This window comes from Streptomyces sp. 142MFCol3.1 (assembly GCF_000424945.1).
Classification (GTDB): Bacteria; Actinomycetota; Actinomycetes; order Streptomycetales; family Streptomycetaceae; genus Streptomyces; species Streptomyces siamensis.
On the sequence record NZ_AUKV01000032.1, the window covers coordinates 89121 to 102032 of the forward strand.

Genomic DNA, 12912 nt, shown 5'->3' on the forward strand with positions numbered 1-12912 from the left:
ACGCTGAAAGGGGTCACGATCACTTGCCCTGGGAGGGCCAGCAGGTGGGATCGCCCTTGCACCACATGGTTTTCGTCACCGTCACGGTGACGGTGGGGTTCGGCTGGCCGTTCGTCGGCCGGTACGTGACGGGCGGGACGGGGTTGGTGGTGGCGTCGCAGTTCCCCAGGCCCCGCACGTGGAACCACTCCTTGCCGCCGACCTTCGCGACGAGGTCGCCGCGCACGCAGGCGCCGTCGACGGCCCGGGTGACCCGGCCCTTGACGGTGATCTCCCGCCCGTCCTCCGACTGCCCCTGGCAGTCGACCGAAGCGACCGTGTTCTCCGTCGGCCGGGGCGACTTGCCGGGCGTGTAGGCCTTGTTGTTGCCGCCGTAGGAGGCGGTGCAGCTGAGCCAGCGCACGTTCACGTGCTGCCGTTCGAGCTCCTTGGTGGCGGTCTTGTCGGTCGTGTACGCCACTGCCGCCGGGCTCAGCCCGTCCCCCGGGTCGCAGGCGGCCACGCCGAAGATCCCGGCCGCCGCGAACCCGGTCGCCAGCAGTACCCGTCGACGCCCCGCCCGGCGTCCTGTACGCCTCAAAGCCCCCATGAACGGCAGCGTGCCACTCTCCCGGCGGCCGCGGTAGACCGCATGCGGACACTGTGTGGAGTGCACCGCCCGTCCGTGCGAATCCGGTTCGAGCACCCGCGCCAGGACCGGACATCCGGGCGAACGCGGGTGCTTCCTTCGGGGACGTCAGCCCAGGAGGAGCAGCCACTCCTGGAGCTCCACCAGATTCCCCTCGGGGTCCTTGAGGTGGGCGACGCGCATCCGCTCGGTCATGGGGGCCGGACCGTGCAGGATCGTGGCGCCGCGCGAGGTGATCTGCTCGCAGTACGCGTCCAGGTCGTCCACCCGCAGCACGACCAGCGAGCGGTGACCGGTCGCCAGATCGCCCAGCTCACCGAGGACCTCGGCCATCATCGAGCGGTCCTGTATGGCGATGCCCGCCGAGCCGGTGGAGGGGCTGAACTTCTCGTAGGGGCCCTCGGCCGAGCCCGACTGGGGCTTGAGGCCGAGGACGTCCGCGTAGAAGTGGTAGCAGGCGGCGAAGTCGGAGACGAGCAGCCGTACTTGGGCCAGTTCCAAGGCGATCCCCCGTGCGTGTCAGGACCAGCGGCCGGTGCGTGCCAGCAGCAACGCCGCCGCCACCGTCCCGGCGGTCGATGTGCGCAGAACGGTACGCCCCAGGTGGAACGTCCGCGCCCCCGCCCCGGTGAAGAGCTCGACCTCCTCGGGGGAGATCCCTCCCTCGGGTCCCACCACCAGCACGATCTCCCCGTCGGCGGGCAGGTCCGCCGTGGCGAACGGCTCGGTGCCCAGCTCCGTGTCCTCGTGCAGCACCGCCGCCAGATCGGCTTTGGCGAGAAGTGCGGCAACCTGCTTGGTCGTCATCGCGTCCGCGACGTCGGGGAAGCGGACCCGGCGGGACTGCTTGCCGGCCTCCCGGGCCGTGGCCCGCCACTTGGCGAGCGACTTCGCCCCGCGGTCGCCCTTCCACTGGGTGATGCACCGGGATGCCGCCCAGGGGACGATCGCGTCCACACCGGTCTCCGTCATGGTCTCGACGGCGAGTTCACCCCGGTCGCCCTTGGGGAGGGCCTGGACGACGGTGATGCGCGGCTCCTGCGCGGGCTCCTCGGTGACCGAGTCCATCCGGACGACCAGCCGGTCCTTGCCCTCGGTGTCGAGCACCACGCACTCCGCGTAGCGTCCGGCCCCGTCGGTGAGGACGACGTCCTCTCCGGGGCGCAGCCGCTTCACCGAGACGGCGTGCCGGCCCTCGGGGCCGTCGAGGACGTAGCGTCCGTCGCCGCCCGCGTCGAAGTGTTCGACCACGAACACCGGCGCCGTCATCGGCCCGCACCCGCTTCCTCGTCCGGGAACGCCGAGGTGTCCGGGCCCGGCAGGCCCGACAGCCCGGGCGCCGCGGACAACGCTGTCCGGGCGGCGGCGAGTTCGGCGCTCAGCACCTCCACCAGCCGTGCGGCGGGCAGCTCCCGCGCCATGCGGTGGCCCTGGCCGGCCCACAGCGCCATGCCCTGCGCGTCGCCCGCCCGGGCAGCCGCCTTGCGCAGCGGCGAGGTCAGATGGTGGACCTCGGGGTAGGCGGCGGGCGCGTACGGCCCGTGCTCGCGCAGGAACCGGTTGACGAGTCCGCGCGCGGGGCGGCCGGAGAACGCCCGCGTCAGCTCCGTACGGACGTAGAGCGGGTTGGTCAGCGCCTGCTTGTGCACGGCGTTCGCGCCGGACTCGTGGGTGGCGAGGAACGCGGTGCCGAGCTGAGCGGCGCTCGCGCCGGCCGCGAGGGCGGCGGCGATCTGGCTGCCGCGCATGATGCCGCCGGCCGCGACGATCGGGATCCGCACGGTCTCGCGGACCTGCGCGATCAGCGAGAGCAGGCCGATGCCGGTGCCGTCCGTCTCCGGGTTGTCGCGGTGGGTCCCCTGATGGCCGCCCGCCTCGACGCCCTGTACGACGACGGCGTCGGCGCCCGCCCGCTGCACCGCGAGGGCCTCCTCGGCCGTGGTCGCGGCGATCAGGGTGAGGGTGCCGACGCGGGCGAGGGACTCCAGCACCTCGGGCGCGGGGCAGCCGAAGTGGAAGGAGACCACCGGCACCGGGTTGTCGAGGAGGACGGCGAGCTTGGCGTCGTAGCCGTCGTCGCGGCCGCTGTCCGGGTCACCGAGCTCGGTCTCGTACCAGGCGGCCTCTCCGGCGAGCTGGTTCGCGTACACCTCGACGGCCGACCGGTCCGCGTACTCGGGCTGCGGCATGAAGAGATTCACGCCGAAGGGCTGGGCCGTCAGGCCGCGCAGCTGCTTGATCTCCTGGTACATGCCGTCGGCCGTCTTGTACCCGGCGGCCAGGAAACCGAGTCCGCCGGCCTCGGACACCGCCGCCGCGAGCTGCGGCACGGAGACGCCGCCCGCCATGGGGGCCTGCACGATCGGCAGCGGGAAGAGATCGGTGAGCGCGGAGGACATGACCGCATGTTGTCACGTCCTCCGAACAAGTCCGAATCCACCCTTCCGCCTCTCCGGAACCGGCCGGAAGGGCACCTGGTCAGCGCCCTCCGCGGCTCCGGTCCCGGCTCCCGACGGTCGCGTCAGCGGCCGTTGAACGCGTCCTTCAGACGCGAGAACAGACCCTGCTGGCCGGGCTGGAACTGCCCGGTGGGCCGCTCCTCGCCGCGCAGCTTCGCCAGTTCGCGCAGCAGCCGTTCCTGCTCGGGGTCGAGCTTGGTCGGCGTGGTGACCTCGACGTGGACGATCAGGTCGCCGCGGCCGCCGCCGCGCAGGTGCGTGACGCCGCGCCCGTGCAGCGGGATCGACTGCCCGGACTGCGTGCCCGGACGGATGTCGACCTCCTCCAGGCCGTCGAGCGTCTCCAGCGGCACCTTCGTGCCGAGGGACGCCGCGGTCATCGGGATGGTGACCGTGCAGTGCAGGTCGTCGCCGCGCCGCTGGAAGACGTTGTGCGGCAGTTCGTGGATCTCCACGTACAGGTCGCCGGCGGGGCCGCCGCCGGGGCCGACCTCGCCCTCGCCCGCGAGCTGGATCCGGGTGCCGTTGTCGACACCGGCCGGGATCTTCACCGTGAGGGTGCGCCGGGAGCGGACCCGGCCGTCGCCCGCGCACTCGGGGCACGGGGTCGGGACGACGGTGCCGAAGCCCTGGCACTGCGGGCACGGGCGCGAGGTCATGACCTGGCCCAGGAAGGACCGGGTGACCTGGGAGACCTCACCACGGCCGCGGCACATGTCGCAGGTCTGCGCGGAGGTGCCCGGAGCGGCGCCCTCGCCGTTGCAGGTGGCGCAGACGACGGCCGTGTCGACCTGGATGTCCTTCGTGGTGCCGAAGGCCGCCTCGTCCAGTTCGATCTCCAGACGGATCATGGCGTCCTGGCCCCGACGGGTACGCGAGCGCGGTCCGCGCTGCGACGCCGTGCCGAAGAAGGCGTCCATGATGTCCGAGAAGTTCCCGAAGCCGCCGGCGCCGAAGCCACCCGCGCCACCGCCGCCCGCCTGGGACAGCGGGTCGCCGCCGAGGTCGTAGACCTGCTTCTTCTGCGGGTCCGACAACACCTCGTAGGCGGCGTTGATCTCCTTGAACCGCTCCTGCGTCTTCGGATCGGGGTTGACGTCCGGATGCAGCTCGCGCGCGAGCCTCCGGAACGCCTTCTTGATCTCGTCCTGGGAAGCGTCGCGGCGCACGCCGAGCACGGCGTAGTAGTCCGTGGCCACTTACGACTCCGCCAGGATCTGTCCGACGTACCGTGCCACCGCTCGTACCGCTCCCATCGTTCCCGGATAATCCATGCGGGTCGGGCCGACCACGCCGAGTTTGGCTACTGCCTCGCCGCCCGAACCGTAGCCGACGGAGACCACGGACGTGGAGTTGAGTCCCTCATGGGCGTTCTCGTGACCGATCCGCACGGTCATGCCCGAATCCTTCGCCTCACCAAGCAACTTGAGGAGCACGACCTGCTCCTCCAGCGCTTCGAGCACCGGCCGGATGGTGAGAGGGAAGTCATGTCCGAAGCGGGTGAGATTGGCGGTGCCGCCGATCATCAGCCGCTCCTCGGTCTCCTCGACGAGTGTCTCCAGGAGGGTGGAGAGCACCGTGGCGACCGTACCGCGGTCCTCGGGCTCCTCGAACGCCTCCGGAAGGTCCTGCACGAGCTGCGGGACGTCCGCGAAGCGGCGGCCCGCGACCCGGCTGTTGAGCCGCGCCCGCAGGTCCGCGAGCGACGTCTCGCCGAACGGCGCGGGGCAGTCGATCATGCGCTGTTCGACCCGCCCGGTGTCCGTGATCAGGACGAGCATGACGCGCGCCGGGGCGAGCGACAGGAGCTCCACGTGCCGCACGGTGGAGCGGGTCAGGGACGGGTACTGCACGACGGCGACCTGCCGGGTGAGCTGCGCGAGCAGCCGCACGGTCCGGGCCACGACGTCGTCGAGGTCGACGGCGCCGTCGAGGAAGTTCTGGATGGCGCGCCGCTCGGGCGCCGTCATCGGCTTGACCCCGGCGAGCTTGTCGACGAAGAGCCGGTAGCCCTTGTCGGTGGGGATGCGCCCGGCACTGGTGTGCGGCTGGGCGATGTACCCCTCGTCCTCCAGCGCCGCCATGTCGTTGCGCACGGTCGCGGGCGAGACGCCGAGCCGGTGCCGCTCGGTGAGCGCCTTGGAGCCGACCGGCTCCTCGGTGCCCACGTAGTCCTGGACGATGGCGCGCAGCACTTCGAGCCTGCGTTCACTGAGCATCGCGCACACCTCCAGAAGTCGGCTCCGTGGTCTTCATGGCCCCTGGCCTGGCACTCAGCGCACGTGAGTGCCAGCGTTCCCCGGCCAAGTGTACGGCTGTGAGGTACGGCCCGGGCAAGGGCCGGCCTGCGATGTCGTGCTCACCACGTCCGCACGGCTAGCGTCTCCGTATGAGCGTGACTTGGGAAGAGCCGGGGTGGGAAAGGGTGACACCCCGGGTCGGACGACGGCGGCTTCCCGTCTGGGACTGCACCGTGGGGCTCGTGGTGGGCGAGGACGCCGCGCTCGTGATCGACGCCGGGTCGAGCCTCGGAGAGGGCGCACGGCTGCGCGCCGAGGCCCTGCGGCTGCTCGGGCCCGGACGCAGGGTGACGCACCTCGCACTCACGCACCCGCACTTCGACCACGTCTTCGGGGCGGCCGCGTTCTCGGGGGTGGAGGTCTTCGGGGCGGTCGGGCTGGACACCGTCCTCGCACACGGGCGCGAGGAACTGCGCGCGGACGCGGTGCGCAACGGCCTGGGACCGAGCGCGGCGGCCGAGGCGGCGGATCTCCTGGTGCACCCCCGGCACGCGGTGTCCGGCGAGTGGACGCTCGACCTCGGCGGCGTCCAGGTCCTGCTGGCGAACGTGGGCCCGGGACACACCGCGCACGATCTGGCGGTCCTGGTCCCCGGCGGACCGGGCGGACCGGAGACCGTCTTCTGCGGCGATCTGGTGGAGGAGTCGGGCGAACCCCAGGCCGGTCCCGACGCGATCACCTCACACTGGCCGGCCGCCCTGGACCGGCTGCTCGACCTGGGCGGCGAGGACGCGGTGTACGTGCCCGGTCACGGAGCGACGGTGGACGCGGCGTTCGTGCGCGCCCAGCGGGACGCGCTGGCGGCGCGTTTCGGCGTGTCGTAGCGATCTCCCCCGCACCGCCTCGCCGCTTCTCCTATCGTCATCCGAATGCGCCAGTACTCTCCGGACCTGACTCCGCCGTGGAAGAAGCCCAAGCCCGTGCCGGAGGTCGCGGCGGACCCCGGTCTGGTGGTCGAGGAGCCCGGTACCGGCTTCTGCGGTGCCGTGATCCGCTGCGAGGCGGGCACGGTCACCCTGGAGGACCGCTTCGGCAAGCACCGGGTGTTCCCGCTGGAGCCGCGCGGCTTCCTGCTGGAGGGGCGGGTGGTCACGCTCGTACGGCCGTCGTCGGCCCCGGCACGCCCGTCCCGCACGGCGTCCGGTTCGGTGGCCGTGCCCGGTGCGCGGGCCCGGGTCGCCCGCGCGGGCCGCATCTACGTGGAGGGTCGCCACGACGCCGAGCTCGTCGAGCGGGTGTGGGGCGACGACCTGCGCATCGAGGGCGTCGTCGTCGAGTACCTGGAGGGTGTCGACGACCTCCCCTCCATCGTCGAGGACTTCGGACCCGGCCCCGACGCCCGGCTGGGCGTCCTGGTCGACCACCTGGTGCCCGGCACGAAGGAGTCCCGCATCGCCGAGGCGGTCACCAGCGACCACGCCCTGGTGGTCGGCCACCCGTACATCGACATCTGGGAGGCCGTGAAGCCGTCGGCCGTGGGCATCGCGGGCTGGCCCCGGGTCCCGCGCGGGCAGGACTGGAAGACGGGCGTGTGCCGGGCCCTGGGCTGGCCGGAGAACACCGGCGCGGCCTGGCAGCACATTCTGTCCCGGGTGCGCTCCTACAAGGACCTGGAGCCGGAGCTCCTGGGCCGCGTGGAGGAGTTGATCGACTTCGTCACGGCGCCGCAGTGACGGTCCTGCCGCCGGTTCCACGGGCGCGGCGCCGGTGCCCCTTGAGGTCCGGGGCTCCCTCGTAGCCGGACTTCATCCGCTCCGCGCCGAGCCAGAGGTCCGGCGCCCAGCGCCGGCAGCCGGCCGCCACGGCGTGCCGGCCGCCGGCGGGCCAGATGGAGACGCGGTAGCGCAGCCGGGGCAGCCCGGGCCGGGGCGGCTCGCTGTCGCGCACGAACAACCACAGCAGCGGGGCGTCGCGGTCGATCTCGTCCTTCGGGCAGAGCTCGAGGGTGTGCAGCGGTGGTGCGCCGTGGATGCCGACCCCGGCGAGCGAGTCCCACGGCACGGTGGCGGACCGTCCGCGCCGGGTGACGTGGATTCCGGTGGCGTCCATGACGACGCGCAGGTTCCAGATGAGCCCCACTCCCCGCAGGATGAGGACGAGGGCCCAGCCGGCCAGCGCGACGAGCACGACGGCGATCACCTCGCGCACGACGGCGACGGCCCCGTGCCCGTTCTCGGGCAGGAGGGCCGGCACGGCCCAGGCGCAGGCCGACACCATGACGAGCGCCACGGCCAGCCGGCTGCGGACCAGCACGCCGGCGCGGTGGACCACCACCGAGTCGCCGATCTCGACGGTCTCGAGGACGAGTGGTTCGGGCGTGCCGCGCCCCGCCGTGCCGGTCCGCTCCTGGTGGCCCGCGTGATCCGGCCCGCCCACGTACGACATCGGCTGTTCCCTGCGGCCGAACCACAGCTCGGGCGCCCACTGCTGGAAGGCCTTCTCGTACGCCTTGTGGGAGCCGCCCACGTCGATGCGGTAGCGGAGCCGGGGCAGTCCCGGCCTGAGCGGCTCCGTGTCGCGGACGAACTTCCACAGCAGCGGATCGTCGCGGTCGATCTCTTCCTTCGGGCAGAGCTCGACCGTGAAGACGACCGTCCTGCTGCCGCGAGCCCAGTGGATGCCCGCGCCGGCCAGGGAGTCCCAGCGGATCAGCGCCATCTCCTTGCCTCGCATCCACCAGAAACCGGTCGAGTCGAAGGCGGTGATCCAATGGCGGGCCCGCCAGCGGGAGACGAGCAGACTCACTCCGGCGACACCCATCGCCAGCAGCATCCCGAGCGCTATCCAGCCGGCTCCGATACCTCCGTCGTGCTCGACGGCGATCCATACCGCGCACACACCGCCGGCGGTCAACAACAAAACGATCGGCAGCGACATGAGCAGCCGCCGCAGCCCGTATCGGAGGACGGTCGCGTCCTCGTCGGGCCATCCACCAGAGATCATGGCCGCGGACTGTACGCGAACAGTTGTTCAGTCCACCAGGTCCCTGACGACGGCATCCGCGAGCAGCCGGCCGCGCAGCGTGAGCACCGCCCGGCCGTCCTCGTACGGACCGGTTTCGAGGAGCCCGTCGGCCAGGGCCCGGCGGGAGGCCGCGAGGCCGTCCGGGCGCAGCAGGGACAGCGGGCAGCCCTCTCGCAGCCGCAGTTCGAGCAGGATCCGCTCGACGCGGCGGTCCTCGTCGGCGAGGAGCTCGCGGCCGGCCCCCGGGGACCGGCCGCCGGCCAGCGCCGCCGCGTAGGCCCCCGGGTGCTTCACGTTCCACCAGCGGACGCCGCCGACGTGGCTGTGGGCGCCGGGGCCCGCTCCCCACCAGTCGGCGCCGCGCCAGTACAGCTCGTTGTGCAGGCAGCGGCCGGCCTCGGAGGTGGCCCAGTTCGACACCTCGTACCACTCGAAGCCCGCCGCCGACATCACCTCGTCCGCGATGAGATAGCGGTCCGCGTGCACGTCGTCGTCCGTCATCGGGACCTCGCCGCGACGGATGCGGCGGGCGAGCTGGGTGCCCTCCTCGACGATCAGGGCGTACGCGGAGATGTGGTCCGGCCCGGCGCCGAGCGCCGCGTCGAGCGAGGCGCGCCAGTCGTCGTCGGACTCCCCCGGGGTGCCGTAGATCAGGTCGAGGTTCACATGCTCGAAGCCCGCCGCGCGCGCCTCGGCGACGCAGGCCTCGGGGCGGCCGGGGGTGTGCGTGCGGTCGAGCACCTTCAGCACGTGCTGCCGGGCGCTCTGCATGCCGAAGGAGATCCGGTTGAAGCCGCCGGAGCGCAGGGTCGCCAGGTACTCCGGGCCGACCGACTCCGGGTTCGCCTCCGTGGTGATCTCCGCGTCGTCCGCGAGCCCGAACTCGTCGCGGATCGCCCCCAGCATCCGCACGAGGTCGTCGGCGGCCAGCAGGGTGGGCGTGCCGCCGCCCACGAAGACCGTGCGCACCGGGCGTGAGTCGTCGCCGAGCACCTTGCGGGCCAGTCGGACCTCGTCGATCAGCGTCGACGCGTAGTTGTCCCGGGAGGCGAGCACGCCTCCGGTGCCCCGCAGCTCGGTCGCCGTGTACGTGTTGAAGTCGCAGTAGCCGCAGCGGGTCGCGCAGTACGGGACGTGCAGGTAGAACCCGAGGGGCCGCTCGGCCGCCCCGGCCAGGGCATGCACGGGCAACGCCCCGTCGTCGGGGACGGGCTCGCCGTCGGGAAGTGCGGAAGGCATGCGTTCCATTGTCCAGCACGGCCAGGGGTACCGGATTCCGGTCCGCGGGGCGCGCTCCGCACGCACCGGTGATCGGTGTTCCGCCCGACGGCGCCGCCCCACCCCCCACCCGGGGCGAGCTCCGGCCCGCCGGACGACCAAGGCCCTCCGGCCCGTCCAGCGGCAGAGAGGCAACGGCCCGTGCAGCGCTCGATGACGAGGCCGAACGGGGGGCCGTGGGCCTGGGGCGGAACCCCCGGGGGGGACGGCCAGGGGCTACTCGGCCTGAAGCACGAGAAGCGCCATGTCGTCCTCCGAAGGCCCCGCCCCGAACTCGTGCACCAGCCTGCGGATACGTTCCGCGATCAGCTCCGCGGTCAGCCCCGTACAGCCCGCGAGAGCCTGGGCCAGACCGTCGTCGTCGTCGAACTGGCTGGCACCGCTGCGCCGCTCCGTCACCCCGTCCGTGACGCACAGCAGGCTGTCGCCGGGGTGCAGCTCGAAGGTCTCGGAGGTGTACGCGGCGTCCTCGACGACGCCGAGCAGGGTCTGCGGCCTGGCCACCTCCCGTACGTCCCCGTCGGGCCCCAGCAGCAGAGGCAGCGGATGCCCGGCGGAGGCCAGCGTGCAGCGCACCCCGCCGTCGAAGGGGACGAGCTCGCCGTAGAGCATGGACAGGAAGCGCGTCTGGGGGCCGAGGTCCGCGCCGAGCCCGGGCCCGCCCGCGGCCACGAGTGCCCGGGCCGCCGCGTCCGCGGCCTCTGTCGCGTCGTCGAGCAGCAGCTGGTTGAGCCGGTCGAGGACGTCCGCGACATGGTAGCCCTCGCGGGCCAGCAGCCGCAGCCACGGCCGGGCCAGCCCGATCACCACGGCGGCCTCGGGCCCCTTGCCCTGGACGTCGCCGACGGCGAAGCACCACCGGCCGTCGCCGGCCGGGAACAGGTCGTAGAAATCGCCGCTGGGCCCGCCCTTGTCGAGCGGCTCGTACACGAGGGCGCTGCGCACGCCGGGGATCTCGGCGACCGCTCCGGGCAGCAGACCGCGCTGGAGGACCCGGCTGATGGTGGCCTGGCGCGCGTATTGGCGGGCCGCGCCGATGGCGAGGGCGACACGGCGGCTGAGGTCCTCGACGAGGCCGGTGACCTCGTCGGGGAAGTCGGCCGCTCCGGACCGTCCGATGACGAGCGTGCCGAGCGGCCGGCCACCCGCGATCAGCCGGTACGCGAGCGCCGCCCCGCTCGACCCGGGGGTGCACAGGGCCTCGCCGGGCCAGGGCACCGGCACGGCCCGGGAGCGCACCGCGTCCGGGAGCCGCGGCGGATCCTTCTCGAGGGCGAGGCGCAGCTCCTCGATGCGGTTCTCGCTGCCGTGCCAGACGCGGGCGAGCCGGGGCCCCAGGGCGAGGCCCAGTCCGCCGGCCCGGTCGGTGGCCTCGTCCTCCAGCCACACCGCGCACCAGTCGGCGAGACGGGGCACCAGCAGCTGTCCGGCGAGCGCGGCGACCAGGTCCTCGTCGAGCTGGCCGGCGAGCAGGTCGGAGGCTTCGGCGAGGAAGGAGAGGGCTCCCCGGTTGAGCCAGTCCTGGTCGGGCCGGGCGTCGCGGCCGGGTTCGGGTGCGCGTATCTCGTGGCCGGGAGTGACGCCGCTCCGGGGGTCGGGCCCCGGACCCCCCTCACCGGTGTGCGTCTGTGTTCTTTCCCCGTGCCGCACGGGCGTCGTACTCCCGCCGCCGCGCCCGGCGTCGGCGGCCCCCACGCCGTTCGCCGTCTTCGCGGTGTGCGGCCCTGTCGCCGCGTCCGCCCTTTCCACGGCGTCCGGCTGCTTCGCCGCGGCGTCCGGCTGCTTCGTCGCCTCCGCGGTTCCCCCGAGGTCCGGTGCCGAGCCGGTGCCGGAGAACAGGCCGTCCTCCGACATGCCGTCTCCGCCGGTGCGGCCGTCGAGCGGGATGCGCGCCCACACGGTCTTCGTGCCGGGGCGGAAGGTGATCCCCCAGGCCTCGGAGAGCGCGGAGACGAGCCGCAGGCCCCGCCCGTACTCCGGTGTCCCGTAGGGCCGTTCGGCGGTCTCGTCGCGCAGGCCTCGCGAGGGGTGGTGGTCGCAGACCTCGACGACCAGAGGGCCGGGCAGTCCGTCCGCGGGGCGTTCGAGGCGGCACAGCAGGCCCACGTCGGTGCCCGCGTGCACGACCGCGTTGGTGACGAGTTCGCTGACGATCAGCAGGGCGTCCCCGGTGAGCCTCTCGTCGATCATCGCGGCTCCGGGCAGGGCGAGTTCGGCCCATTCGGCCAGGGTGTCGCGCAGGAACCTGCGGGCGGTCCCCGAGGCCAGTGGGGTGCCCGGCAGCGAGGTGCGCACCACGACGTCCTGACCGGCGCGGTGGTGCGCAGGCGCATCAGGAGCACGCGCCACGAACTCCCGTTGCGTCGGAATGGCCCCCACTGTGCGGCTCCCTGAGCAGTTCGGACGAATACGCCTCAGCCGATGCGGACAGGGTGACAGACTGACCACGCCCATAAGCGCCGAGTTACCGAAGTGGGCCGTCATGAGTGAGAACAGTGGTATGCAAGTGCTCGAAGACGGACAGATTCGAGCGTCGGATCTGCGTCCGCTGCTCGCCGCGATGACCGCCGCTCGGGACGGCGACTTCGGCAAAGTGCCGGAGACGGGCCATGGCCTGGTGGCCGAGCTGAGCACCGTCTTCAACCAGATCATGGACCGCAGCGCCCATTTCAACTCCGAGGTGCAGCGGGTGCGCCGGGAGCTGGTGCGTCACGGCCGGCTCGACGAGCGCCTGTCGGCCAGTCCGGGCCAGGGCAACTGGACGACTCGCGTCAACGACGTGAACCAGCTGCTCGACGCCCTGGTCGCGCCGGCGGCGAACGCGACGCGGGTCCTCGACGCGGTGGCCGGCGGCGATCTGACCCAGCGGGTCGACCTGCACGACGGCAATCGTCAACTCCGTGGCGATCTGCGCCGGCTGGGCCGAGCCGTCAACAAGATGGTGGACCAGCTGTCGCTGTTCACCGGCGAGGTCACCCGGGTCGCCCGCGAGGTGGGCACCGAGGGCCGACTCGGCGGGCGCGCCAAGGTGACCGGCCTGTCCGGGAGTTGGCGGGACGTGACCGAGGCGGTCAACACGATGGCGTCCCGGCTGACGGCGCAGGTGCGGGACATCGCTCTGGTCACCACGGCGGTGGCGCGCGGCGACCTGACCCGTACGGTCACCGTCGAGGCGACCGGTGAGCTGCTCGAACTGAAGCTGACCGTGAACACGATGGTCGACCAGCTCTCCGCCTTCGCCGACGAGGTCACCCGCGTCGCCCGCGAGGTCGGCACCGAGGGC

At 72.8% G+C, this 12912-nt stretch carries 12 protein-coding genes; 3 read left to right on the forward strand and 9 right to left on the reverse strand.

Annotated features, from left to right (window positions below; genetic code table 11):
- Positions 1–19: 19 nt before the first annotated feature.
- From H305_RS0135425 to hrcA, 6 genes are all read right to left on the reverse strand, one after another.
- Positions 20–589: a hypothetical protein gene (locus tag H305_RS0135425; RefSeq protein WP_234021362.1), complete on the reverse strand. Its 570-nt coding sequence runs from the start codon at positions 587–589 to the stop codon at positions 20–22.
- 147 nt (positions 590–736) lie between these two features.
- A complete protein-coding gene (locus H305_RS0135430) occupies positions 737–1129 on the reverse strand; it encodes a VOC family protein (RefSeq protein WP_028804622.1) in 393 nt (130 codons plus the stop codon).
- A gap of 18 nt (positions 1130–1147) precedes the next feature.
- Positions 1148–1897: a 16S rRNA (uracil(1498)-N(3))-methyltransferase gene (locus tag H305_RS0135435; protein WP_028804623.1), complete on the reverse strand. Its 750-nt coding sequence runs from the start codon at positions 1895–1897 to the stop codon at positions 1148–1150.
- Positions 1894–3027, reverse strand: a complete 1134-nt coding sequence (locus tag H305_RS47985; protein ID WP_051371288.1) for a nitronate monooxygenase — start codon at positions 3025–3027, stop codon at positions 1894–1896. Before H305_RS47985 ends, H305_RS0135435 begins: the two co-directional genes overlap by 4 nt.
- A 122-nt stretch (positions 3028–3149) precedes the next feature.
- Positions 3150–4286 (reverse strand): molecular chaperone DnaJ, encoded by a 1137-nt coding sequence (dnaJ, locus tag H305_RS0135445; RefSeq protein ID WP_028804624.1) that lies wholly within the window; start codon positions 4284–4286, stop codon positions 3150–3152.
- On the reverse strand, positions 4287–5306 hold the full coding sequence (gene hrcA, locus H305_RS0135450; RefSeq protein ID WP_028804625.1) for a heat-inducible transcriptional repressor HrcA: 1020 nt from the start codon (positions 5304–5306) through the stop codon (positions 4287–4289).
- Positions 5307–5476: 170 nt separating this feature from the next.
- Between hrcA and H305_RS0135455 the strand changes: the two genes are divergently transcribed.
- Together H305_RS0135455 and H305_RS0135460 are read left to right on the forward strand one after the other, a co-directional pair.
- On the forward strand, positions 5477–6211 hold the full coding sequence (locus H305_RS0135455; RefSeq protein WP_028804626.1) for an MBL fold metallo-hydrolase: 735 nt from the start codon (positions 5477–5479) through the stop codon (positions 6209–6211).
- Positions 6212–6256: 45 nt separating this feature from the next.
- A complete protein-coding gene (locus H305_RS0135460) occupies positions 6257–7060 on the forward strand; it encodes a DUF3097 domain-containing protein (protein WP_028804627.1) in 804 nt (267 codons plus the stop codon).
- Here the strand turns inward: H305_RS0135460 and H305_RS0135465 are convergent.
- The 3 genes from H305_RS0135465 to H305_RS0135475 form a co-directional block, all read right to left on the reverse strand.
- Positions 7044–8330, reverse strand: coding sequence for a hypothetical protein (locus H305_RS0135465; RefSeq protein ID WP_028804628.1), 1287 nt, complete (start codon positions 8328–8330; stop codon positions 7044–7046). The genes H305_RS0135460 and H305_RS0135465 overlap by 17 nt on opposite strands.
- 27 nt (positions 8331–8357) lie before the next feature.
- Positions 8358–9590 carry a radical SAM family heme chaperone HemW gene (gene hemW, locus H305_RS0135470; RefSeq protein ID WP_028804629.1) on the reverse strand — a complete coding sequence of 411 codons (1233 nt, stop codon included), beginning with the start codon at positions 9588–9590 and terminating at the stop codon, positions 8358–8360.
- A 255-nt stretch (positions 9591–9845) separates the two neighbouring features.
- A complete protein-coding gene (locus H305_RS0135475) occupies positions 9846–12008 on the reverse strand; it encodes a SpoIIE family protein phosphatase (RefSeq protein ID WP_028804630.1) in 2163 nt (720 codons plus the stop codon).
- A gap of 103 nt (positions 12009–12111) precedes the next feature.
- Here H305_RS0135475 and H305_RS0135480 point away from each other — a divergent pair.
- A partial coding sequence (locus tag H305_RS0135480) for a HAMP domain-containing protein (protein WP_199791497.1) occupies positions 12112–12912 on the forward strand: 801 nt, incomplete at its 3' end.